Raw genomic sequence first — 23271 nt, 5'->3', positions numbered from 1 at the left:
TGGGGGCGGCCGGTGTTCCGCGGGTCACGTGGGGCGGCCCGGCGTTGAACCCCGCCCCCGGTGTCCGTATTGTGTGGGTTCGCCGATGATCGTGGAAAGCGGTCACCGCGCACCGGACCAGACACTGCTGGGGAGGTGCGATGCGTACTGGTTCCCCCCGCGGGCGAGCGCCGCTGACCGTTGCGGTCCTCGCCCTGCTGACCGCCTCACTCCTGACGGGCTGCGGGTCCCGTCTCACGCCCGCGCAGCGCGCGGCGGCCCTCGGCCGCACCGGGCGGGACGGCGCCGGGCCCGCGGCCGCGCCGACCGGCTCGGCGGGCGCGCTCCCGTCGGCGTCCGCGCCGTCCGCGGACGCCGGGGACGGCGGCGGCGGAAAGGACGCCGCCGCCTGCAAGGGCCGCGGCGGCAAGTCCGACACCGGCGTGACGCCGGGCGAGATCACCATCGCCAACGTCGTGGACCGCTCGGGCCCCGTGCCCGGCCTGTTCACCGACGTCCAGAACGCCGTCCAGGCGTACGCGGCGTACTTCAACTCCACCCAGACGATCTGCGGGCGGAAACTGAAGGTGCTGCCGCTGGACGCCCGCACCGACGCCGCGGGCGAGCAGCAGGCGACCGTCCAGGGCTGCCGCCAGGCGTTCGCGCTGGTCGGCGGCATGTCCGCCTACGACCAGGCGGGCGCGGGCCCCGCCGCGGACTGCAAGATCCCCGACCTGCGCGCCGTCGCCGTCACCCGCCAGCGCCAGCAGTCGCCCGTCACCTACGCCGTGGACGCCCACCGGCTCGGCCTCATGTCGACCGCCGCCCCCGACCTGCTCAAGCAGAAGTACCCCGACGCCGTCCGCAAGGCCGCGTTCGTGTACCTGAAGGCCGAGTCGAGCGAGCAGACCGCGAAGGACTGGATGGCGGGCTACGCCAAGCGCGGCCTGAACTTCGTCTACAAGCAGGCCATCGACGTCGACGACTTCAACTACGCGCCCTACGTCACGAAGATGAAGAACGCCGGGGTGAAGCTGGTGTTCTGGCTCGGCTCCGGCGAGTTCGCCGTCCGCATGCAGAAGACCATGCGCCAGCAGGGCTTCACCCCCGAGGTGTTCTACACCGACAACACCGCCTACACGCCCTCCTACGTCAAGCAGGGCGGCTCGGCCGTGGACGGGACCGTCATCCCCATCGCGTCGGTGATGCTGGAGGAGTCCGCGCAGTCCGCCGAACTGCGGCGCTACGCCGAATGGCTGCGCAAGACCGCGCCCGGCGCCAGCCCCACCAGCTTCGGGATGTACGGGTGGGCCGCCGCGAAACTGTTCACCGAGACGGCCGCGAAAGTCGGCCCGAACCTGACGCGGACGGCGTTCCTCGACAAACTCAAACAGGTCAAGGAGTACACCGGCGGCGGCATGCTCGCCCCCCAGGGCGTCGGGACGCGCCAGCCCGGCGCGTGCGAGCGCCTGATCAGGCTCAGCGGCGGCACCTGGCGGCCGCTCGCGCCCACCGGGTCGCGGTACCGGTGCGGCGGCCTCGTGGGCACGGGCGGCTGAGGCCCGCATGGACTCCTTCCTCACCTACACCGTCCTCGGCCTGGTCAGCGGCGCGGGCTACGCCGTCGCCGCCGGGGGCCTGGTCGTGACGTACGCGACGTCGCGGATCTTCAACATCGGGCACGGCGCCGTCGGCATGGTCATGGCGTTCCTGTTCTGGGAGCTGTCGGCCGGGCGCGGCCTGCCCGCCTGGGCCGCCGTCGCGCTCGTCGTGCTCGTCGTCGCGCCGCTGTGCGGGGCCCTGGCCGAGCGGACCGTGCTGCGCGACCTCGGCGAGGCGCCCTCCGACGTCGCGCTCGTCGTCACCGTCGCGCTGATGGTCGCGCTCCTCGGCCTCGCGCAGACCCTCTGGCCGCCCAAACCCCGGCCCGTCAGCCCGTTCTTCGAGGGCCACGGATTCCACCTCGGATCGGCGTTCGTCGGCGCGCACGACCTGCTCACCGTCGCCGCCGGGCTCCTCGTCGCGGCCGGGCTGTCGGTGCTCCTGCGGTTCACCCGCACCGGCGCGGCCATGCGCGCCACCGTCCACGACCCCGGCCTGCTCGCCCTGTTCGGCGGCCGCCCCGCCTGGACGACGTCGCTGAGCTGGGCGATCGGCGCGTCCCTGGCCGCCCTGTCGGGCATCCTGCTCACGCCCGTCGTGCAGCTCGACTACTACGGCCTCACCCTCCTGGTGATCAGCGCCTACTCCGCGGCGATGCTCGGCCGCCTCACCAGCCTGCCGATGACCTACCTCGGCGCGCTCGCCCTCGGCCTGCTGCAGTCCTACACCGTCGGATACCTGCCGACGTCCGGGGCGTTCACCGGGCTGCGGCCCGCGATCCCCGCCCTGTTCCTGTTCGCCGTGCTGGTGTTCCTGCGGTCCCCGCAGGCCCGGCTCGGCCGCCTGCGGGGCGCGGCGGGCGTCGCCGTCGCGTCCTCCCGCCGCGCCGCGCCGTGGGCGGCGGTGTTCGTCGTCGCCGCGGCCGTCGCGGCGGCCGCGCTGCCCGCCGAGCAGGCCCTCGTCGTCGCGCTCGGCGTCGTGTACGGGATCGTCATGCTGTCGATGGTCCTGCTCAACGGGTACGGCGGGCAGGTGTCGCTCGCGCAGCTCACCTTCGCGGGCGTCGGCGCGGTCGTCGCCGCCCGGTGGGCGAGCGGGTCGGTGCTGTCGCTGGTGGCGGCGGCGGTCGTCGCCGCGGCGGTCGGCGCGCTGGTCGCGCTCCCGGCGCTGCGCCTGCACGGCCTCTACCTGGCGCTGGCGACGCTGGCGTTCGGGCAGCTCATGGACAAGGTCGTCTTCCAGGCCGACTTCGCGTTCGGGTACAACGGCGCCCTGGACGTCCGGCGGCTGACGGTCCTGGGCGTCCGGTTCGGGACGGAGAAGGCGTACCTGGTCCTGTCCGCCGTGGTGTTCGCGCTGGTCGGCGCGGGCCTGCTCGCCCTGCGGCGCGGCCCCTACGGGCGGCTGGTCCTGGCCCTGCGCGACAGCGAGACCGCCTGCGCGACCCTCGGCCTCAACGCCCGCCTCGCCCGCGTCGTGCTGTTCGCGGCGTCGGCGGGCATCGCGGGCCTGGCGGGCGCGCTGATGGGCGGGCTCCGGCAGAGCGTGTCCGCCAGCGACTTCATGGTGTTCAACAGCCTCCCGCTGCTGCTGCTCGCGGTGGCGTGCGGGGTGACGTCGGTGACCGGCGCGGCGCTCGGCGGCGCGGCCCTGGCGTGGCTGCCGAAACTGCAGGCCCAGTTCCCCGCCGCGGGCGGGCTGCTGTTCCTCGTCGTCGGCGTCGCGGCCGTCGCGCTGCGCAGCGAGCCCAACGGGATCGCGGGCTGGGTGTTCCGGTTCGGGCGCGAGACCGTCGCCGCCCGGTGGACCCGCCTGTCCGGCGGGCCGTCACCCGACGCCGAGCCGGTGGACGTCGGTCCGGTGGAGGCGGTGGGCCATGCCCCCCGGTGAACCCGCCGCCGACCCCGCCGAGCTCCTGGACCCCGTCGCGCCCGGCGCGGACGGCCTGCGCGTCTCCCGCGTCACCGTCCGGTTCGGCGGGATCACCGCCGTGGACGGCGCTTCCCTGCACGTCCGCCCCGCCTCCGTCACCGGCCTCATCGGCCCCAACGGCGCGGGCAAGACCACCCTGTTCGACGTCGTCACCGGCCTGCGGCGGCCCGAGACCGGCGCCGTCCTGCTCGACGGCGACGAGGTGACGCGCGCCCCCGTCCACGAGCGGGCCCGGCGCGGCATGGCGCGGACCTTCCAGCGCCTGGAGGCGTTCGGATCGCTGACCGTCCGCGAGAACGTCCTGGTCGCCGCCGAGATCCACGCCACCGCCGGACGCGCCCTCGGCCGCCGCGCCGCCCGGGCCCGCGCCCGCGACCGGGCGGACGAGCTGCTGGCCCGCACCGGCATCGCCGACTACGCCGCGCACCGCGCCGACACCGTCCCGACCGGCACCGCCCGCCTGCTGGAACTCGCGCGGGCGCTGGCCGCCGAACCCCGCGTCCTGCTGCTGGACGAGCCGTCCGCGGGCCTGTCCGCGCCCGAGTCGGCGGCGCTCGCCGGGCTCCTGCGCGGCCTGGCGGGCGAGGGACTGGCGGTGCTGCTCGTCGAGCACGACATGGAACTGGTGATGGGCGTGTGCGACACGCTGTACGTCCTGGAATCCGGCCGGATCATCGCCGGCGGGCCGCCGGAACGGGTGCGCGCCGACCCGCGCGTGCGGGACGCCTACCTCGGGCCGGGGGAGGGGGCGGCGTGAGCGCGGTCCTGGAACTGACCGGCGTCCGCGCCGGATACGGGCGCATCGAAGTCCTGCACGGCGTCGACCTCGACGTCCCCGAAGGGTCGCTGACGGCGCTGCTCGGCCCGAACGGGGCCGGGAAGAGCACCCTGCTGAAGACCGTCGCGGGCCTGGTGCGGGCCACGTCCGGGCACGTCCACCTCAGCGGCGTCCACGTCAACGGCGCGGCGCCCGGCGCGCTCGCCCGCGCCGGACTCGTCACCGTCCCCGAGGGCCGCGCGGTGTTCCCCAACCTGACGGTCGAGGAGAACCTGCGGCTCATGACCTACGGCGGACGCCGCGAGGCCGCCGTCCGGGAGACCGCGTTCGGGCGGTTCCCCCGCCTCGCCGAACGGCGGCGCAGCCTCGCCGGGTCGCTGTCGGGCGGCGAGCAGCAGATGCTCGCCCTCACCCGCGCGCTCGTCGCCGACCCGGTGGTGCTGCTGGTGGACGAGCTGTCGATGGGCCTGGCGCCGATGGTCGTCGCCGAACTGTACGACGTCCTCGCCGGGCTCGCCGACGACGGCGTGACGGTCCTGGCGGTGGAGCAGTTCGCCGCCACCGTCCTCGCCGTCGCCGACCACGCGGCCGTGCTCGTCCACGGCCGGATCGCGGCGGCCGGACCGCCGCGCCGCATCGGAGCGGACCTGGCGGAGCTGTACCTGGGAGGAGCGGCGTGAAGCACGAACACGGGACGCGGCGGCGCGGCCGGACGCGCTGCCGGACGGGCCGGACGGGCCGGACGGTTCGGCGCGGGGTCGGCCGGGTCGCGGCGGCGGGCGGCGCGGTCGCCGTCGCCTGGTCGGTGTGCCCGCTCCAGCCCGTCCACGCCGCGCCGAAAGACCTGGGCGGCTGGACGCTGTCGGGCAGCGCCTCCCCGCTGTCGATCCTGATCTACGACAAGGCCATCCCCGTCCCCGCCGACCCGCAGGTCGAGATCAACTTCACCTACGCGGGCGTGACCATGCAGTCCGGCAGCGCGCAGGCCGTCTCCAGCGCCCTGTGGCCGGGCACCACGATCGCCGAGGGACTCCCGCAGCTCATCAAGAGCGACAAGGCGGCCTGGCCCGCGTGGGCGCGCGCCGCCGCGCCCGGCGGCCCCGCGAAGGCGTCCAAGGACCCCGGCATGGCCGCCGCCGCCCGGGACCGGCACGCCACCGCCGCCACCGAGGGCGGCCCGCCCCGCGACAGCCTCGGCACGCTGAACCTCGGTACCACGTCCGTCCCGCTGCCCGACCTCGCGGGCATGATCGGCTTCCGCGGCCTCGCGTGCTCGGCGGACGGCACCGTGACCGGCACGTCGGCGGGCGCGGCCGTGTCCGCGACCATGCCGAAATCCTCCCTGTTCGGCGGCCTGGTCACCATCGACCGCGTCACCGCGCGCGCCGCCGCCTCCAGCGACGCCCGGCACGGCACGGCGACCGGATCGGCCGCCTACCGGGGCCTGAAGGTCCTCGGCCAGGACGTGACCATCAGCGATTCCGGGGACGTCCGCGTCGGCGGGAAGCCGTTCCTGCCCGGCGACCAGAAGAAGACTCTGGCCGACCTCGGCTTCACCTTCCAGCGCGGCGGCGTGAAGCGGACCGTGGACGGCGCGCACGCCACCGCCGCCGCCACCGGCCCCAAGATCGTCTGGGACACCCGGCCGCTGCGCGCCGCCCTCGACGGACCGTTGGAACTGCTGAAGCAGACCATGTCGCCGCAGGACCTGAAGGATCTCGGGTTCCTGTTCGACCTCGCCCCCAAGATCGTCATCGTGCTCGGCAACACCACCGCCGACGCGACCGCCGCCCCGCCCATCGACGCCGGCGGCCTGCCCGGCTCGCCGCCGTCCCCCGACGGCGCCGCGCCGGTGTCCGCGCCGGACGCGCAACCCGACGTGCGCCTCCCGCAGGTCGCGGGCGGCGCGCCCGCCACCGCCCCGGCCGCCGCGTTCGGCGGCCTGCCCGGCGCGCTCGTCGCGGGCGGCGTCGTCGCCGCGTTCGCGGCCGCGTGGGGCCTGCGGCGGTTCGACGCGGCGATGTTCCCCGGCGGCACCTGCGCGTCCGGCCATCCCGTCGGCGTGCCCGACCTGCGCGGGAGGCGCTGACATGAACGGCGTGAACGGCGTGAACGGGCAGCCGCCGCGCGGCCGGGTCGTGGAGCGGGCCGCCGACCGGTGGCTGTCGACGGCGGGCGCGGTGCTGATGGCGCTCGGCCCGGTGCTGATCGGCCTCGGCTGGTACGGGGCGGCGCACACCCCGTACGAGTTCGAGCAGCTCCCCTACCTCATCTCCGGCGGCCTGCTGGGGCTGGCGTGCTGCGTGATCGGGGGGTTCCTGTTCTTCTCGGCGTGGGTGGCGCGGCAGCAGCGCCGGCAGGCCGAGCTGCTGGCGGGCGCGCTGGAGCGCCTCGCCGACGCCGCCGAGGCCGGGCCGCGCGCGCCGCGCCGCCCGGCGGAACCGGACACGCCCGCCCTGTGGGGCCCACCGCCAGGCGGGGACGGGCAGGTCCCCGACGCGGGGGCACCCCGCTGAACGCGTTCACATCGCGGCCCGGTTGAATATGCGCACCGGCCGCCCCGGGCGGCCCGGTGCGCGCCGGCGCGGCCGGGCGCGCGCGGCCGTCCAGGAAGGGAAGTCATGGTCTCGGAGCTGTTCGACCCGTCGGCGTGGCGGGAGGTGGAGGGGTTCGGCTTCACCGACATCACCTACCACCGGGCGGTCGGGCACGGCACGGTGCGGATCGCGTTCGACCGGCCCGAGGTCCGCAACGCGTTCCGGCCCCACACCGTCGACGAGCTGTACCGGGCGCTGGACCACGCGCGGATGTCCAGCGACGTCGGCTGCGTGCTGCTGACCGGCAACGGCCCGTCCCCCAAGGACGGCGGCTGGGCGTTCTGCTCGGGCGGGGACCAGCGCATCCGCGGCAAGGACGGCTACAAGTACGCCGAGGGCGACACCTCCGACACCATCGACCCGGCGCGCGCCGGGCGGCTGCACATCCTGGAGGTGCAGCGCCTCATCCGGTTCATGGGCAAGGTCGTGATCTGCGTGGTGCCGGGCTGGGCGGCGGGCGGCGGGCACAGCCTGCACGTCGTGGCGGACCTGACGCTGGCCAGCCGCGAGCACGCCCGGTTCAAGCAGACCGACGCCGACGTGGCCAGCTTCGACGGCGGGTTCGGGTCGGCGTACCTGGCGCGGCAGGTCGGCCAGAAGTTCGCCCGCGAGATCTTCTTCCTCGGCGACACCTACGACGCCGAGGACGCCCACCGCATGGGCATGGTCAACGCCGTCGTCCCGCACGCCGAACTGGAGCGCACCGCCCTGGAGTGGGCGCGCAAGGTCAACGGCAAGAGCCCCACCGCCCAGCGCATGCTCAAGTTCGCGTTCAACATGATCGACGACGGTCTGGTCGGCCAGCAGGTGTTCGCCGGGGAGACCACGCGGCTGGCCTACGGCACCGACGAGGCCGCCGAGGGCCGCGACTCGTTCCTGGAGAAGCGCGAGCCCGATTGGTCGCGTTTCCCGTGGTACTACTAGGAATCCGATCGGCGGCCGAGCCCGCCGGACACGGCTGATACGGCGCGGGAAGGTCAGGGGGTTCAGCGGGTGCGGGTCTACGCCATCCCGATGCGGACGCGGTTCCGCGGCATCACGCGGCGGGAGGGCGCGCTGCTGCGCGGCCCGGCGGGATGGGGCGAGTTCTCGCCGTTCCTGGACTACGGGCCCGGCGAGGCCAGCCGGTGGCTCGCGGCCGCCGTCGAGGCCGCCCGCGACGGCTGGCCCGCCCCCGTCCGCGACACCGTGCCCGTCAACGCGACCATCCCCGCCGTGGACCCCGACCGCGCGTACGCGATGGCCAAGGAGTCCGGGTGCGGCACCGCCAAGGTCAAGGTCGCCGAACCCGGGCCCGACCCCGCCGCGTCCGACGCCGCCGACCTGGCGCGCGTCGAGGCCGTCCGCGACGCCCTCGGCCCCGCCGGGCGGATCCGCGTGGACGCCAACGGCGGCTGGGACGTCGACCGCGCCGCCGCGATGATCCGCTCCCTGGACCGCTACGAGCTGGAGTACGCCGAGCAGCCCTGCGCGACCGTCGAGGAGCTCGCGGCCGTCCGGCGGCGCGTGGACACCCCGATCGCCGCCGACGAGTCCATCCGCCGCGCCGAGGACCCGCTGCGCGTCCGCGCCGCCGACGCCGCCGACATCGTCGTGCTCAAGGCGCAGCCGCTCGGCGGCGTCCGCGCCGCGCTGCGCGTCGCCGAGGCCGTCGGCCTGCCCGTCGTGGTGTCCAGCGCCGTCGAGACGTCGATCGGGCTGGCGGCGGGGCTGGCGCTGGCGGCGGCGCTGCCCGAGCTGCCGTTCGCGTGCGGGCTCGGGACGCTGTCGCTGCTGGAGGGCGACGTCGCCGCCGACCCGCTCGTCGCCGTCGGCGGGGCCCTGACCGTCCGGCGGCCCGCGGTGGACGAGACCGCGCTCGCCGCCCGCGAACCCGCCGCCGGCGCCCCCGAGACCGCCCGGTGGCGCGAGCGCGCCGCCGCCGCGGCCGCGTTCCTGCCCGCCCCGCCCGGCGGCTGGGCCGCCCTCGGCATCGACACGGGTCTCAGCACGGGTCTCAACACGGGCAGCAGCACGGGTCTCAGCACGGGGCCCGGCCGGTGAACCCCGCCACCGCGCTGGCCACCGTGCTGGTCGACGAGCTGCTGCGCTGCGGGATGACCGACGCCGTCCTGGCCCCCGGCTCGCGGTCCGCGCCGCTCGCGCTGGCCCTGCACGACGCCGAGCGCGCCGGACGCGTCCGCCTGCACGTGCGCGTGGACGAGCGGTCCGCGTCGTTCCTCGGCCTCGGCCTGGCCAAGCGGTCCGCGCGGCCCGTCGCGCTGGTCTGCACCTCCGGGACCGCCGCTGCGAACTTCCACCCCGCCGTGGTGGAGGCCGCCGAGTCCGGCGTCCCGCTGATCGTCGTCACCGCCGACCGGCCCCCCGAGCTGCGCGCCACCGGCGCGAACCAGACCATCGACCAGGTCAAGATCTACGGCACCGCCGCGCGGTGGAGCACCGAGATCGGCGTCCCGGAGAACCGGCCCGGGATGGTCGCGTACTGGCGGTCGCTGGTCAGCCGCGCGTGGGGCGTCGCGCAGGCGCCCGCGCCCGGACCCGTCCACCTCAACGCCGCGTTCCGCGAACCCCTCGTCCCCGACGGCGACGACACCTGGTGCGAGCCGCTGGACGGCGACGCGACCGGCGCGTGGACGCGCGTGCGGGCCGCGACGCCCGGGTCGGTGCTGCACGTCCCCCCGACGCGGCGCGGCGTGCTGGTCGTCGGGGACGGCGCGGTCAACGTCAAGCGGTACGTCGCGGCGGCGTCGATGGCGGGCTGGCCGGTGCTGTCGGAGCCCAGCGGCAACGGCCGCTACGGCGACCACGCCCTGTCGGCGCACCACTTCCTGCTCGGCGTCCCGGAGTTCGTGGAGCGGCACCGCCCCGACGTGGTGGTGACGCTCGGCAAGCCCGGCCTGTCGCGGCCGGTGCTGTCGCTGCTGCGCCGCGCCGAGGAGCACATCGTCCTGGCCCCCGACCTGACGCGGTGGCCCGACCCGGTCCGGTCGGCGACGCAGGTCGCGCCCGAGGTCGAGATCCCCGTCGTGTCCGGCGACGACGGGTGGCTGCGGTCCTGGCGGAGCGCGGACCTGGCCGCCGCCGCCGCGATCGACCGCGTCCTGGACGGCGTCGCGGAGGTGTCCGAGCCGCGCCTGGCGCGGGACCTGGCCGCGTCCCTGCCCGGCGGGTCGCTGCTGTTCGCCGCCGCCAGCATGCCGATCCGCGACCTGGACCAGGTGATGCGGCCCCGCCGGGGCGTGCGGATCATGGCGAACCGGGGCGCGAGCGGCATCGACGGGCTGGTGTCCGCCGCGATCGGCGCGGCCCTGGCGCACGGCGGCCGGTCCTACGCGCTGCTGGGCGACCTGGCGTTCCTGCACGACCAGAACGGGCTGCTGGTCGGCGCGGGGGAGCGGCTGCCCGACCTGGCGCTGGTCGTGGTGAACAACGGGGGCGGGGGGATCTTCTCGCTGCTGCCGCAGGCGTCGGTGCCCGAACCGTTCGAGCGGGTCTTCGGCACCCCCCACGACGTGGATCTGGAGGCGCTGGCGGCCGCGCACCGCGTCCCCTACCGGCGGCTGGAGGCGGCGGCGGACCTGCCCAAGACGCTCGCGGGCGAGGGCCTGCGGATCGTGGAGGCGCGCACCGACCGGGCCGTCAACGCCGAGCTGCACGCCCGGCTGCGGGCCGCCGCGCAGGACGCCGTCCGCGACGCCCTCGCGTCCTGACGCCCCGGGTTCCGGCGGGGGTCGCGGGCTCCGTTGCCCGCTCCCGTTCGTCTGCCCGCGTCTCTGGCCCGTGTCAGCCGACGAGGCGTTCGGTGAGCGCGCCGGTGTCCTCCGGCGTCCACCCGTGCCCGGCCAGCCAGCCCAGCGGGCCGCCGAACTCCTCGTCCACCCGCGCCAGGAACTTCTCCATGATCTCCGCGTGCGGGCGGTGGGTGTCGGCGGGCCGCCGGTCCAGGTCGTCGGCGTAGGTGCCGCTGCCGCGCAGCCGCGCCAGGATGCCCGCCAGCCGGTCGCCCGTCGCGACGTAGTCCGCCACGACCGCCTCCCGGTGGACGCCCACCGACTCCAGCGCCAGCGCGCACACCACGCCCGTGCGGTCCTTGCCCGCCGCGCAGTGGACGATCGAGGACCCGTCCGTGCGGGCCATCACCCGCAGCGCCGCGACGATCGAGTCGCCCCGCTCGCGCAGGTACCCCAGGTAGTGGGAGACGGACCGGTCCTGCTCGCTGCCGTCGGACCGCCGCGACTGCCACGGCAGCACCTTGTCGGCGTCGATGCGGTCCGGGGCGCCGGCGGCGACGTCCGCCGCCACGTCGGTGTTGCGGCCGCCCTCGGCGAACAGCGACAGGTGGTGCAGGGTGACCGAGGGCGTCCGGGCGAGGGGGCCGGGGCCTTCCAGCCGCACCTCGGTGTCGCTGCGCAGGTCGATGACGTTCTTCAGCCCGTAGTCGTCCAGGAGGAGGCGGACGTCGGCCACCGAGAGGTCCTGGAGGTTGTCGGCCCGCAGCACCCGCCCGAGGCGCGTGGCCCGTCCGTCGGCGGTGGGCAGGCCGCCGAGATCCCGCACGTTGACGGCACCGTCCAGTTCGATCCACCGCGTGCTTAGATTCATGTCTTGCAACTGTATCGGGCGATACACACCGTTCTTTTACTGAGGGTCCAGTTTGTTACGCCCGGGGAAGGGCGACCGTACCTTTCCGTCGCCCCCCCCGCGTCACTCTCCCGGATGACCCGCGCCCGCCCGACCGGGACCTGCGGGTGCCCCCACCGGATGGCTCTCCGGCGGGGCGACCGCCCGGCCCCCCGCTCCCTAGCGTCGTCACCACCCGAGAAACACCGCCGAACCATCTCAGACGACGCGTGCCGCCCCGGCGCGCCGACCACCCGGAGCGCCCATGACCACCGCCACGCTCGCCCCGCCCCCGGCCGCCGGACGGCCCGCCGACCCGCCCGCCGACCGGTCCGGCGGCGCCAGCGCGTTCGGGCCGCTCGCCCGCCGCGTCCGCGACGCCGGGCTGCTGGAGCGCCGCCGCGGCCGCTACGCCGCCATGATCGGCCTCAACCTCGCCGGGACCGCCGCCGCCTGGACCGGGGTCGGCGTCCTCGGCGCGGCCGGGCCGGCCGCCGCGTGGGGCGCGGTCGCCCTCGCCGCGCCGCTGGCGGTGCTGTCGGCGCGGACCGCGTTCCTCGGCCACGACGCCGGGCACCGCCAGATCGCCCGCACCCACCGCGCCAACCGCGCCCTCGGCCTGCTGTTCGGCAACGCGATGCTCGGCATGGGGTACGGGTGGTGGAACGACAAGCACAACCGCCACCACGCCAACCCCAACCACGTCGGCAAGGACCCCGACGTCGGCGACGGAGTCCTGGCGTGGACGCCCGAGCAGGCCGGCCGCAAACGCGGGTTCGGGCGGTGGCTCGCCCGCCGCCAGGCCGCCGCGTTCTTCCCCCTCCTGCTGCTCGAAGGGCTCAACCTCAAGCTCGGCAGCGCCCTGTACCTGCGGGGCAGGCCCCGCCGCCAGCAGGCCCTGGAGGGGGCGCTGCTCCTCGCGCACCTGGCCGGATACCTGGCGCTGGCGTTCACGCTGCTGCCCGCCTGGCCCGCCGTCGCGCTCGTCGCCGTCCACCAGGCCCTGTTCGGCCTCCACCTCGGCTCGGCGTTCGCCCACAACCACAAGGGCATGGCCATGCCCGGCCCGGACGACCGGTGGGACCACCTGCGCCGCCAGGTCCTCACCTCCCGCAACGTGCGCGGCGGGCCCGTCGCCGACTACCTGCTGGGCGGCCTGAACTACCAGATCGAGCACCACCTGTTCCCCAGCGTCCCCCGGCCCAGCCTGCGCGCCCTGCAACCCCTCGTCCGCGAGCACTGCGCCCGCGTCGGACTGCCCTACGAGGAGACCGGCGCGCTGGCGTCCTACCGGCTCGCGCTCGGCCACATGAAGGACGTCGGCGCCGCCGCCTGACCCCGCCGCCCCCACCCCGCCGCCGCGCCTATGCTGGCGGATCATGCCCGAAGGACACACCGTTCACCGCCTCGCCGCCGAGCACCGCCGCGTGTTCGGCGGCGCGCCCGTGCGGGCCGAGAGCCCGCAGGGCCGCTTCGCCGCCGGGGCCGCCCGCGTCGACGGCCGCACCCTCACCGACGCCCAGGCGCACGGCAAGCACCTGCTCCTGCACTTCGACGACGATCGCCTCGTCCACGTCCACCTGGGCATCTACGGCAAGCACGCGTTCGGGCCGCTGCCCGCGCCCGCCCCGGTCGGCGCCGTCCGGCTGCGCCTCACCGGCGCCGAGCAGCACGCCGACCTGCGCGGACCGGGCACCTGCGAACTCCTGGAGCCCGCCGGGGCCGCCGCCCTGCTCGACCGGCTCGGCCCCGACCCGCTGCGCGCCGACGCCGACCCCGACCGCGCCCACCGCCGCGTCGAGCGCAGCCGCACGTCCGTCGCCGTGCTGCTCATGGACCAGTCCGTCGTCGCCGGGCCCGGCAACATCTACCGCGCCGAGGTCCTGTTCCGCCAGGGCGTCCACCCCGACGTCCCCGGCCGCGCCCTCGGCCGCGACCGCTGGACCGCGATCTGGGACGACCTGCGCGTCCTCATGGCCGAGGGCGTCCGCACCGGCCGCATCGACACCGTCCGCCCCGAGCACACCCCCGAGGCGATGGGCCGCCCCCCGCGCGTCGACGACCACGGCGGCGAGGTGTACGTCTACCGGCGCGCCGGAGCGCCCTGCCTGGTGTGCGGGACGCCCGTCGCCACCCGCGTCGTCGGCGGCCGCAACCTGTTCTGGTGCCCCGGCTGCCAGCGGGCCTGACCCGTCACCCGGCCCGCGCGTCCCCCGCGACGATCTCCGGCGCGTCCGGCGTTTCCGGCGCGGCGGGGGAGCGGCCCGCCGCCCGCGCGTCCCGGGCGCGCCGCAGCCGCTGCGCCGCCGGCTCGGTCGCCCGCGCCAGCAGCGGCCCCGCCACCGCCAGGATCAGCACGTACGCCGCCGCCAGCGGCCCCAGCCGCGCGTTGGTGCCCGCCGACACCGCCAGCCCCGCGATGACGATGTTGAACTCCCCGCGCGGCGCGAGCGCCGCCCCCGCCCGCAGCCGCCCCGTCACCGCCACGCCCGCGCGGCGCGCCGCCAGCCAGCCCGTCGCGAACTTGGTGGCGATGCCCGCGGCCGCCAGCAGCGCGGCGACGCCCAGCACCGGCGGGAGCTGCGCCGGATCGGTCGTCAGCCCGAAGAACACGAAGAACACCGCCGCGAACAGGTCCCGCAGCGGCGTCAGGATTCGCTGCGCCGTGTGCGCCAGCGACCCCGACAGCGCGATGCCCACCAGGAACGCTCCAACGGCCGCCGAGACCTGCAACTGCTGGGCGATCCCCGCGACCAGCAGCGTCAGCCCGAGGACCTTCAGCAGCAGGACCTCCTCGCTGGGGCTGGCCACGAACCGCTCCACCAGCCGCCCGTGCCGCAGCGCCACGTACAGGATCGCCGCGATCGTCGCCGCCGCGACCGCCAGCGCCACCGCGCCGCCCAGCAGGCCCGCGCCCGCCAGCAGCGCCGTGAGGATCGGCAGGTAGGCGGCCATCGCCAGGTCCTCGAACACCAGGATCGACAGCACCGCCGGGGTCTCCCGGTTGCCCAGCCAGCCCAGGTCCCCGACGACCTTCGCGGTGATCCCCGACGAGGTGACGTAGGTGACGCCGCCCATCGCGACCGCCGCGACCGGCCCCCACCCCAGCAGCAGCGCCGCCGCGACCCCCGGCGCCGCGTTCAGCGCCAGGTCGGCCAGCCCGACCGGCGCGGACGTCCGCAGCGTCCCCACCAGCTCGTCGGCGGTGTACTCCAGCCCCAGCGTGAACAGCAGCAGGATGACGCCGACCTCCGCGCCCACCGACACGAACTCCTCGCTCGCGCCCAGCGGCAGCACCCCGCCCGACCCGAACGCCAGCCCGGCCAGCAGGTACAGCGGGATCGGCGACACCGAGAACCGCACCGAGACCGCCCCGAGGACGCCCAGCGCCAGAATGATCCCGCCGAGTTCGATGAGCTGCGTCGCGGTGTGCATGCGCTCTCAGCCGTCGGCGAGGATGCCGGCGACGGCGCTGGTGCCCTCGTCGGTGCCGACCACCACGACCACGTCCCCGGCCTGGAACACGAAGTCGGGGCGCGGGCTGGCCACGACCTCCCCGCGCCGCGCGACCGCCACGATCGACGCGCCCGTCCGCGTCCGCGCCCGCGTGTCGCCCAGCGGCCGCCCCGCGTACGGGGAGTCGGCCGCGAGCGCGATCTGCTCGGTCGTCAGGCCCTCCACCTGCCGGTGCAGCTCGGCCAGGTGCTCCACGATCCGTCCCGTGCCGAGCAGCTCGGCGACCGCGTTGGCCTCCTCCGGCGTCAGCGCCGCCGTCACCGCGCACGAGTCGGGGTCGTCGCGGTCGTAGACGACCAGGTCCCGGCGGCCGGTGCGGTGCGAGATGACGCCGATCCGGCGGCCCTTCCCGGTCGTGATCACATGCTGCAGGCCGATGCCGGGCAGGGCGGTCCGCTCGACGTCCACGGTCGCGGGTCCTCTCGGGAGACGGGGTCGGCGGCGGCCGGGCCGCCGGTCGGAACGCTCCAGCGCGTCACCGATCACCAAGGATGCTACGACACGTATCCCATGTCCCGTTTCGACTGTCAGGTCCGCTACGGCGTGACGGCGTCCCGGTACGTCCGCAGCGCCGCCGTGCGCGCCGCGCTCTCGTGGCCGATCGCGACGGCGGTGTACTCCACCGGGCCGAAGCGGCGGCTCGCGAAGTACTGGGAGGCGGGGTAGCCGGCGGTCTCGACGCCGAGGACGCCCGCGATCCGGTCCACCTCGGCGCGGTCGCGCGCCTCGTCCCCGGTCGCGATGTCGGGGCGGACCATCACCGACTCCGGCTCGGGCAGGTCGGGACGCGCCTCCAGGAACGCGGCCAGCTCCCGCAGGCCGCCGACGTACGCCGCCCGGTCCGGCTCGGGCTCGGGGTCCGCCGGCGGCCCGGCGGCCCCGCCCGGCCACGGCGTCACCGACCCCGAATAGCTCGACCACGCCCGGTACCGGTCCATGCTCGCGCGGGTGAGCGCGAACGCCCGGTACTTGACCGGGCCGAAGAACCGGCGCGCCGAGCACTCGCCGTCGCCCGCGACCGCCTCGATGCCCAGGACCTCCGCGATCCGCTCGACCTCCGCCCGCTCGTCCTCCTCGGTCGTGCGGGGGAGGGACGGGCTGAAGAAGTCCGACGCGTACGGCGGCGGCAGGTCGGGGTGGGCCGTCAGGAAGTCGGCGAGCTCGCGCAGGCCGCGGACCGCCGCCGCCCGAAGGGCCGGGAGTTCGTCGTGCGGAATCATCGTCGTGCTCCGGAGGGGGTCGGGGACTCCGGACCCGCACGCTAGCGGACCGCCGCCCCCTCCGCCCGAATGTCCGAATTACCCCGAAATTTACTACGTAAAGGCGCGAGGCGGGAAAATCGGACACCAAGTCGCAGGGCAAAACAACGACGACGGCTGAGGGCTCCCTTCGAGCACGGAAGCCCCCCGGCCGGTCAGCCCTCCAGCGCGTAGCGCATCGCGCGGAACTTGTTGTCGGCCTCGGCCAGCTCCTCGGCGGGCACCGAGTCCCCGACGATCCCGCAGCCCGCGAACAGCCGCGCCCGCCGCCCCCCGACCTCCGCGCAGCGCAGCGCGATGCCCCACTCGCCGTCGCCGCGCCCGTCGATCCAGCCGACCGGGGCCGCGTACCTGCCGCGTTCCATGCCCTCCAGTTCGGCGATCAGGTCCAGCGCCGCCGCCGTCGGGGTGCCGCCCACGGCGGGCGTCGGGTGCAGCGCGCCGACGACGTCCAGCACCGAGCGCTCCGAGCGCAGCCGCCCCCGGATCGGGGACGCCAGGTGCATGACGTTGGGCAGCGCGAGGATCTCCGGCTCGTCGGGCGCGACCAGTTCGTCGCACAGCGGCGCGAGCGAGGCCCGCACCATGTCGGCGGCGTAGGCGTGCTCGTGCAGGTCCTTGGCCGACGCGCGCAGCGCCGCCGCGCGGGCCGCGTCATCGGCGTCGTCGGTGCCGCGCGCCGAGGTTCCGGCCAGCACCAGGGACTCCACGGTGCCGCCGGAGCGGCGGACGAGGAGTTCGGGGGTGGCCCCGACGAGGCCGTCGCAGGCGAAGGTGTAGCAGCCGGGGAACCGGTCGGCCAGGCGGCGCAGCAGGACGCGGTCGTCGATGGGGGCGGCCGCCTCGGCGTACAGGTCGCGGGCCAGGACGACCTTGCCGAGGCCGCCGGCGCGGATGCGGGCGACGGCGGCGGCGACGGCGTCCTGCCACCCGGCCGCGCCGAGCGCGCCGTCGCTCCAGGTGAGGGGGCCGGGGTCGGCGGGCGGGCGGACGAGCCCGAGGGGTGCGGGGTCCGCGCCGATGGTGGTGACCCAGGCGGCGCCGTCGCGGCGGCCCAGGACGTGCCGGGGGACGATGAGGGCGTTGCCGGGGGAGTCGGGGGTGAATCCGAAGGTGCCGAAGGCGACGGGCCCGGTGCCGGGGAGGCGGAGCGGGTCGTGGACGTCGGCGCCCGCGAACAGCTCGGCCAGGCGCGCGGCGGCGGCGGTGAACCGGTCGCGGCCGCCGGGCACGGCGATGCGGGCGGCCTCGCCCCAGCCGATGACGCCCTGCCCGCGGTGGACGAAGGCGAGGGCGCCGGGTCCGGGCAGGCGGGCGATGAGGTCGCCGGGGTCGGCGATCGGCGCGGTGTGGACGGTGAGGTGGTCCGTGGTGGTCGCGGCGAGCTTCACGAACCTCACTGTACGGGACTTTTGAACCTGTTCAAACAGTCGGGGTGGCCGGGCAGCGTGAGGCGTGTGCCACATCTCGTCCGGTATGTACCCCGAAAACGGCGGTGCGGGCGGGGATCGGCCGACCCCGCCCGCACCGGTGCGCGCGACCGCCGGCTAGCCGCGGTCGCGGCCGGCGAGCCGCCACGCGCCGGGCAGCAGGGCCGCCGCCAGGACGATCTTCAGCCCGTCCCCGGCCAGGAACGGCGTGAGGCCCAGGTGGACGGCCTTGCCCAGGTCGACGCCCAGGGACGCCGCCAGGTACGGGACGCCCGCCGCGTACATGATCACCGTGCCGAGCAGCATCGTCCCGAGCGTGCGCAGCGGCGTGCGGTCGCCCCCGGCGCGGGCCAGCCGGCCGACGACGGCGGCCGCGACGACGAACCCGAGCACGTAGCCGAGCGTCGGGACGCCCGCGCCGGACGACCCCTCGGTGAACCACGGCACGCCCGCGAGGCCGGCGAGCAGGTAGACGAGCATGCCGAGCGCGGCGCGGACCGGCCCGAGGGCGGCCCCGGCGAGCAGGACGGCGAAGGTCTGGCCGGTGACGGGGACGGGGGTGCCGGGCAGCGGGACGCTGATCTGGGCGGCGACGCCGACGAGGACGGCCGAGCCGAGGACGAGCGCGGCGTCGCGGGTGAGCGCGCCGGGGAGCAGGTCGCCGAGGACGGTGCGGCGGCGCGGGGCGGCGTGGGCTGTGGCCACGGGGGACCTCCAAACGGTTCTTACTGTCTGGTCGAAACCTAGCGAACCGGTCGGATGGGGGGAGTGGCCCGGGTCGACAGAAACCCCCGCGCCGGGTTGTCGGGTTTGTCGGGTTGCTCTGGTCAGTCGCCGGGCCGGGGGCCGCGGGCGAGGTACACCAGGTCGGGTTCCCCGCGCCGCACGGGCACCGCCCGCACGTCCACCGAGCGGAACCGGTCGCGCAGCAGGTCGGCGAACCCGGGCGCGTCCCCGGCGCTCCAGACCGCCAGGACGCCGCGCGGCGTGAGGCGGTCCGCCAGCCGCCGCAGCCCGGCGGGGCCGTAGAGGCGGGCGTTGCCGGGGGTGACGGTCCAGTGGGGGCCGTTGTCGATGTCCAGGCACAGCGCGTCGTGGCGGTCGTGTTCCCCGTCGAGCCAGTCGAGCAGGTCGGTGACGCGCAGTTCGACGCGGGGGTCGTCCAGCGCGCCGCCGGAGAACGGCGCGAGCGGGCCGCGGTGCCAGTCCGCGACGGCGGGTTCGCGCTCGACGACGGTGATGCGGCGCAGGTGGGGCCGGGCGGCGGCCTCGGCGAGGGAGAACCCGACGCCGAGCCCGCCGATGAGGACGCTCGCGGGCGCGGCCGGGCCGTCGACGGCGGCGCGGACCAGCAGCCGCTCGGACGTCCCGTCGCGGGTGTCCATGAGGAACACGCCGTTGCTGATGATCTCGTAGTGCGGGCCGCTGCGCCGCAGGACGAGTTCGCCGCCGACGCCGGGCGCGCGGGCGAGGACGACGGGGGCGGTGTCCGTGCTCGGGGCCATGAGGGGGCAGATTACCGGTGCTTCCCTCGCGGGGAGGGGATTCCCGGGCGGGGCGGCGCGGGCTAGGGTGCGGGGCCATGCCCCTCGAACCAGACGATTCCGACCGGCGGCTGCTGCCGGGCCGCCGCGTGCTCGTGGTCGGCGCCGGGACGCGGCGCAGCGACGACGCGGACGCCCCCGTCGGCAACGGCCGCGCGATCAGCGTGCTCGCGGCCCGGGAGGGCGCGGCGGTGGCCTGCGCCGACATCGACGCGGACGCGGCCGCCGGGACGGCCGCGCTGATCGCGGGCGAGGGCGGTGCCGCGCATCCGCTGACCGGGGACGTCGCCGACCCCGGCGACGCCGCGCGGATGGTCGCGGACGCGGCCCGGCTGCTGGGCGGTCTGGACGGCGTGGTGGTGAACTCCGGGATCGGCGTGGGCCTGGGGCTTGCGGGCACGGACGTCGCGGACTGGGACCGGGTGCTGGCGGTGAACCTGCGCGGCCCGTTCCTGGTGGCGCGGGCGGCGCTGCCGGTGCTGCCCGCGGGCGGGTCGGTGGTGTTCACCGGGTCGCTGGCGGGCGCGAAGCCGGGCAGCCGGTCGCCGTCCTACGACGCGTCCAAGGCGGGGTTGACGGGGCTGGCGCGGCACGCGGCGGCGGAGGGCGCGCCGCGCGGGGTGCGGGTGAACGTGGTCGCGCCGGGTCTGGTGGACACGGTGATGGGCCGGTCGGCGTCGGCGGGCAACGCCGACCGGGACCGGGTGGCGCGGCTGATCCCGCTGGGCCGGCAGGGGACGGCGTGGGAGGTCGCGGACGCGGTGGTGTTCCTGCTGTCGGGGCGGGCGTCGTACGTGACCGGGCAGGTGCTGGGCGTGGACGGGGGCCTGTCGACGCTGCGGTAGGCGGTTCAGTGGGCGGCGCCGACGATGAGCAGGACGGCGACGACCCCGGCGGCGGTCATGGCGAGCGTGGCGACGCGCGGGTGGTTGCTGTGCGCCTCGGGGAGGATGTCGGCGGCGGCGAGGTAGAGCAGGACGCCGGAGATGAACCCCAGGTAGGGGCCGAGGACGCCGTGCGGGACGGCGACGAGTTCGGTGAGGCCCGCGCCGAGCAGCGGCGCGAGCATCGCGGCGGCCAGGAAGGCCAGGGCGGGCCGCCGGGCGGGGTCGCGCAGCGACGCGAACGTGACGGTGTTGAACCCGTCGGCGAAGTTGTGCGCGAAGATCGCGACGGGGACGAGCAGACCGGTCGTGGTGGAGGACTCCAGCGCGAGCCCGATCGTCAGCCCGTCGAGGAACGTGTGGGTGATGAGGGCGGCCGCGGCGATCCGCCCGGCCGTCGAGGCGTGCGCGGCGGCGGCCTCGACGGTCTCGGCCGCCGACGCCGCGCCGGGATGCCGGTGCGGGGCGTACTCGTGCTCGTGGGCGCGGTGCATCGCGGTGGCCTGCTCGACGACGTGCAGCAGCCCGAATCCGAGCGCGAACCCGATCATCGGCGCGGGGACGTGCAGGAACGCCGCGCCGCTCTCCTCCAGCGCCTCGGGGACCAGGTCGAACGACACGACGCCGAGGACGATGCCGCCGGCCAGGCCGAGGACCAGGTGGCGGCGGTCCCCGATGCGCAGCGCGACGGTCCCCCCGGCCAGGATCATCAGGGAGGCCACCAGCGCCAGCAGCACCGCCATGCGCAGGGTCCTACCCGCCGGGCGGCCGGGCGCGTCCCCGCGCCGGGAACGCTTGGCCCCGGGTTCGCCCAAGCGGGCGCGACCAGTCCGGCGGGTGGGTGACAATGGCTCGCTATGGTCTGGCGAGCGACGGTCCGGGACACGGCACGACGACGTACACGGCGTACCCGGCGGCGCGCCCCGCGGGGGCGGGCCGCCGGGGCGGTGGCGGCGGCCGCGCTGGCGTGCGCGCCGCTGGCGGGCTGCGGCGGCTCCGACGAGCCCGCGGCGGAGGCGGCCCGCGCCCCGGCGGCGGGCGGCGGCGCGTCCGCGGAGTGCCCGGCGATGCCAGCGCCGGGCGACTCGCCCGCCCGGCAGGTCCGCGGAATGTGGATCACGACGGTCGGCGGCGCGGACTGGCCCGCCGGGGACCGGTCGCGCGACGAGCAGCAGGAGCGGTTCCGCAGGCTGCTCGACACGGCGCGGGCGATGAACTTCAACACCGTGTACGTGCAGATCCGCCCGAACGCCGACGCGTTCTACGCCTCGCCGTACGAGCCGTGGTCGCAGTGGATCACCGGGACGCAGGGCAAGGACCCGGGGTGGGACGTGCTGGGGTTCATGGTGAAGGAGGCCCACGAGCGGGGCCTTGAGTTCCACGCCTGGTTCAACCCGTACCGGGTGTCGCGCGACACCGACCGCTCGAAGCTGGCGGCGTCGAGCCCGGCGCGGCGGCACCCCGACTGGGTCCACGCCTACGGCGGCGGCCTGTGGTACGACCCGGGCCTGCCGCAGGTCCGCGACCTGGTCACCCGCTCGGTCCTGGACGTCGTCAACCGCTACGACATCGACGGCGTCCACTTCGACGACTACTTCTACCCCTATCCCGAGGACGGGAAGGACTACCCCGACAAGGCCGCCTACGCCGCGTACGGCAAGGGGAAGTCGCGGGCGGCGTGGCGGCGCGCGAACGTGGACGGGCTGGTGCGGGGCCTGTCGGCCGACATCCACCGCGCCAAGCCGTGGGTGCGGTTCGGGATCAGCCCGTTCGGGGTGTGGCGCAACGCCGACACCGACCCGGCCGGGTCCGCCACCCGCGCCCTGCAGAGCTACGACGACCAGTACGCCGACACCCGACGCTGGGTCCGCGAGGGCTGGCTGGACTACGTCACCCCGCAGCTCTACTGGCCGATCGGCGACGACCGCGCCGACTACCGGACGCTCGTGGCGTGGTGGGCGAACCTGGTGAAGGGCACCCGCGTGCAGCTCACCATCGGGCAGGCCGCCTACCGCGTCGGGGAGGGCGGGCCGTGGCGCGACAAGGCGGAGCTGTCGCGGCACCTGGCGCTGAACGCCCGCTACCCGCAGGTCCGCGGCGACGTGTTCTTCAGCGCCGCCGACGTCGCGGCGAACCGGCGCGGGTTCGCCGAGCGGCTGCGCGCCGACCACTATCCGCGCCCCGCCCTGCTGCCGCCCGCGGGCGACGGCCCCGCCCCGGCCGGGACGCGGCACGTCACCGCAGAACCGGACGCCTCGGGCGTGCGGGTCCGGTGGCAGGCCGTGCCGAACGCCGCGTCGTACGCGGTGTACCGGGTGGACGGGACGGGCCCGGCGTGCGCGCCGGTGCGCGCCGACCGGCTGCTGGCCGAGGTGCGCGGCGGCGGCGTCGTCGACACCGGCGCCAAGCCCGGCCGGACGTACACGTACTACGTGACCGCGCTTGATCGACTGCACCATGAGAGCGCTCCCGCGCGGGGTGTGACCGCCACCACCCGAGACGGATAATGATCTTGTAACCGGGGGAGGATAACGGCACCCACGTCCCCCGGAGGTTGAAGCATGGCGCTGTCGATGGAGGAGCGGCGGCTCCTCGCCGAGATCGAGGTACGGCTCACCGCGGACGACCCGCGGCTCGCGGTCCGCATGTCGAGGCTCGGCCGGGAGCGGCGCCGCCGGCGCGTCCGCCTGATCGTCGCGGTCGCGGCCGTCGCGGTGGCCGTCGCGGCGGCGCTCGCGGGCGTCTTCGCGTTCTGAGACGTCCCGGACCCCCGCCGAACCCCCGCCGACTCCCGTTCGCCCGGTCCGGGGCCGCGTTCGCCCGCGCGGCCCCGGACCGGGCGGCGGGCACCCCCGCTTCCCGCGGCGGGCCCCGGAACGACATCGGGCCCCGGCGCTGACGCGCCGGGGCCCGATCCCGCGTTGGATGGCCGGTGTGGTTGGTCGCCTCACGGCGAAAGGCACAACGCGGCTCCGGCCCGGACGTCGAGGCCCGGCGGTATTCCACGAAGGCTGTGAATTGAGCCCGGGGGACACATCCCACACCGACCGCGACCACTGTAACCGGTTCCGCGGTCCCCGTGTTCCACGCCGCCCCGCCGCGGCCCCCGGTGTCGCGCACGTCACGTCCG

Annotated in this window: 22 protein-coding genes; 14 read left to right on the top strand and 8 right to left on the bottom strand. The window is 76.1% G+C overall.

All coding sequences use genetic code 11. The features are described from left to right. Positions 1 to 140: 140 nt before the first annotated feature. From G339_RS0129160 to menD, 9 genes are all read left to right on the top strand, one after another. A complete protein-coding gene (locus G339_RS0129160) occupies positions 141 to 1538 on the top strand; it encodes an ABC transporter substrate-binding protein (RefSeq protein ID WP_019634603.1) in 1398 nt (465 codons plus the stop codon). 7 nt (positions 1539 to 1545) lie between these two features. Then, positions 1546 to 3471 (top strand): ABC transporter permease, encoded by a 1926-nt coding sequence (locus G339_RS0129155; RefSeq protein ID WP_019634602.1) that lies wholly within the window; start codon positions 1546 to 1548, stop codon positions 3469 to 3471. Continuing rightward, complete coding sequence (locus tag G339_RS0129150) at positions 3458 to 4270, top strand: ABC transporter ATP-binding protein (protein ID WP_019634601.1); 813 nt, start codon at positions 3458 to 3460, stop codon at positions 4268 to 4270. The genes G339_RS0129155 and G339_RS0129150 overlap by 14 nt, the downstream gene beginning before the upstream one ends. Next, on the top strand, positions 4267 to 4971 hold the full coding sequence (locus G339_RS0129145) for an ABC transporter ATP-binding protein (protein WP_019634600.1): 705 nt from the start codon (positions 4267 to 4269) through the stop codon (positions 4969 to 4971). Before G339_RS0129150 ends, G339_RS0129145 begins: the two co-directional genes overlap by 4 nt. After that, positions 4968 to 6380: a choice-of-anchor P family protein gene (locus G339_RS35720; RefSeq protein ID WP_019634599.1), complete on the top strand. Its 1413-nt coding sequence runs from the start codon at positions 4968 to 4970 to the stop codon at positions 6378 to 6380. The genes G339_RS0129145 and G339_RS35720 overlap by 4 nt, the downstream gene beginning before the upstream one ends. Before the next feature lies 1 nt (position 6381). Then, the gene (locus G339_RS0129135; RefSeq protein ID WP_019634598.1) at positions 6382 to 6807 is read left to right on the top strand and encodes a hypothetical protein; all 426 of its coding nucleotides are present in this window, start codon (positions 6382 to 6384) and stop codon (positions 6805 to 6807) included. A 105-nt stretch (positions 6808 to 6912) separates the two neighbouring features. Further along, a complete protein-coding gene (locus G339_RS0129130) occupies positions 6913 to 7812 on the top strand; it encodes a 1,4-dihydroxy-2-naphthoyl-CoA synthase (RefSeq protein ID WP_019634597.1) in 900 nt (299 codons plus the stop codon). 90 nt (positions 7813 to 7902) lie between these two features. Next, positions 7903 to 8931, top strand: a complete 1029-nt coding sequence (locus G339_RS0129125) for an o-succinylbenzoate synthase (RefSeq protein ID WP_240489933.1) — start codon at positions 7903 to 7905, stop codon at positions 8929 to 8931. Further along, positions 8928 to 10598 carry a 2-succinyl-5-enolpyruvyl-6-hydroxy-3-cyclohexene-1-carboxylic-acid synthase gene (menD, locus tag G339_RS0129120; RefSeq protein ID WP_019634595.1) on the top strand — a complete coding sequence of 557 codons (1671 nt, stop codon included), beginning with the start codon at positions 8928 to 8930 and terminating at the stop codon, positions 10596 to 10598. Before G339_RS0129125 ends, menD begins: the two co-directional genes overlap by 4 nt. A gap of 73 nt (positions 10599 to 10671) precedes the next feature. Here the strand turns inward: menD and G339_RS0129115 are convergent, their stop codons facing one another. Beyond that, the gene (locus G339_RS0129115; RefSeq protein ID WP_019634594.1) at positions 10672 to 11490 is read right to left on the bottom strand and encodes a tyrosine-protein phosphatase; all 819 of its coding nucleotides are present in this window, start codon (positions 11488 to 11490) and stop codon (positions 10672 to 10674) included. Positions 11491 to 11773: 283 nt separating this feature from the next. Here G339_RS0129115 and G339_RS0129110 point away from each other — a divergent pair, with 283 nt between their 5' ends. Then, a complete protein-coding gene (locus G339_RS0129110) occupies positions 11774 to 12844 on the top strand; it encodes a fatty acid desaturase family protein (protein WP_019634593.1) in 1071 nt (356 codons plus the stop codon). 43 nt (positions 12845 to 12887) lie between these two features. Beyond that, a complete protein-coding gene (locus tag G339_RS0129105) occupies positions 12888 to 13697 on the top strand; it encodes an Fpg/Nei family DNA glycosylase (RefSeq protein ID WP_019634592.1) in 810 nt (269 codons plus the stop codon). 4 nt (positions 13698 to 13701) lie between these two features. On the opposite strand, the gene G339_RS0129100 is transcribed toward G339_RS0129105, so the two are convergent. The 6 genes from G339_RS0129100 to G339_RS0129075 form a co-directional block, all read right to left on the bottom strand. Continuing rightward, entirely contained in the window at positions 13702 to 14943 is a 1242-nt protein-coding gene (locus tag G339_RS0129100) for a cation:proton antiporter (RefSeq protein WP_019634591.1), read from the bottom strand. 6 nt (positions 14944 to 14949) lie between these two features. Continuing rightward, positions 14950 to 15432, bottom strand: a complete 483-nt coding sequence (locus G339_RS0129095) for a cation:proton antiporter regulatory subunit (protein WP_019634590.1) — start codon at positions 15430 to 15432, stop codon at positions 14950 to 14952. A gap of 128 nt (positions 15433 to 15560) precedes the next feature. Beyond that, on the bottom strand, positions 15561 to 16244 hold the full coding sequence (locus G339_RS0129090) for a hypothetical protein (RefSeq protein WP_019634589.1): 684 nt from the start codon (positions 16242 to 16244) through the stop codon (positions 15561 to 15563). A 194-nt stretch (positions 16245 to 16438) separates the two neighbouring features. After that, positions 16439 to 17674 (bottom strand): isochorismate synthase, encoded by a 1236-nt coding sequence (locus tag G339_RS0129085; RefSeq protein WP_019634588.1) that lies wholly within the window; start codon positions 17672 to 17674, stop codon positions 16439 to 16441. Between the two features lie 156 nt (positions 17675 to 17830). Continuing rightward, positions 17831 to 18418 (bottom strand): biotin transporter BioY, encoded by a 588-nt coding sequence (locus G339_RS0129080; protein ID WP_019634587.1) that lies wholly within the window; start codon positions 18416 to 18418, stop codon positions 17831 to 17833. Between the two features lie 122 nt (positions 18419 to 18540). Beyond that, positions 18541 to 19218, bottom strand: coding sequence for a spermidine synthase family protein (locus G339_RS0129075; protein WP_019634586.1), 678 nt, complete (start codon positions 19216 to 19218; stop codon positions 18541 to 18543). A gap of 77 nt (positions 19219 to 19295) precedes the next feature. Between G339_RS0129075 and G339_RS0129070 the strand changes: the two genes are divergently transcribed. After that, complete coding sequence (locus G339_RS0129070; RefSeq protein WP_019634585.1) at positions 19296 to 20102, top strand: SDR family NAD(P)-dependent oxidoreductase; 807 nt, start codon at positions 19296 to 19298, stop codon at positions 20100 to 20102. 5 nt (positions 20103 to 20107) lie between these two features. Here the strand turns inward: G339_RS0129070 and G339_RS0129065 are convergent, their stop codons facing one another. Beyond that, complete coding sequence (locus G339_RS0129065; RefSeq protein WP_019634584.1) at positions 20108 to 20884, bottom strand: ZIP family metal transporter; 777 nt, start codon at positions 20882 to 20884, stop codon at positions 20108 to 20110. 204 nt (positions 20885 to 21088) lie between these two features. Here G339_RS0129065 and G339_RS0129060 point away from each other — a divergent pair, with 204 nt between their 5' ends. Then, a complete protein-coding gene (locus G339_RS0129060) occupies positions 21089 to 22648 on the top strand; it encodes a glycoside hydrolase family 10-like protein (RefSeq protein WP_019634583.1) in 1560 nt (519 codons plus the stop codon). A 54-nt stretch (positions 22649 to 22702) separates the two neighbouring features. Continuing rightward, a complete protein-coding gene (locus G339_RS0129055; protein WP_019634582.1) occupies positions 22703 to 22897 on the top strand; it encodes a DUF3040 domain-containing protein in 195 nt (64 codons plus the stop codon). Positions 22898 to 23271: the final 374 nt, after the last annotated feature.

The sequence above is a fragment of the Actinomadura atramentaria DSM 43919 genome (genome assembly GCF_000381885.1).
Classification (GTDB): Bacteria; Actinomycetota; Actinomycetes; order Streptosporangiales; family Streptosporangiaceae; genus Spirillospora; species Spirillospora atramentaria.
Note: the sequence above shows the minus strand (reverse complement) of the source record. Positions and strands in the feature narration are given on the sequence as shown.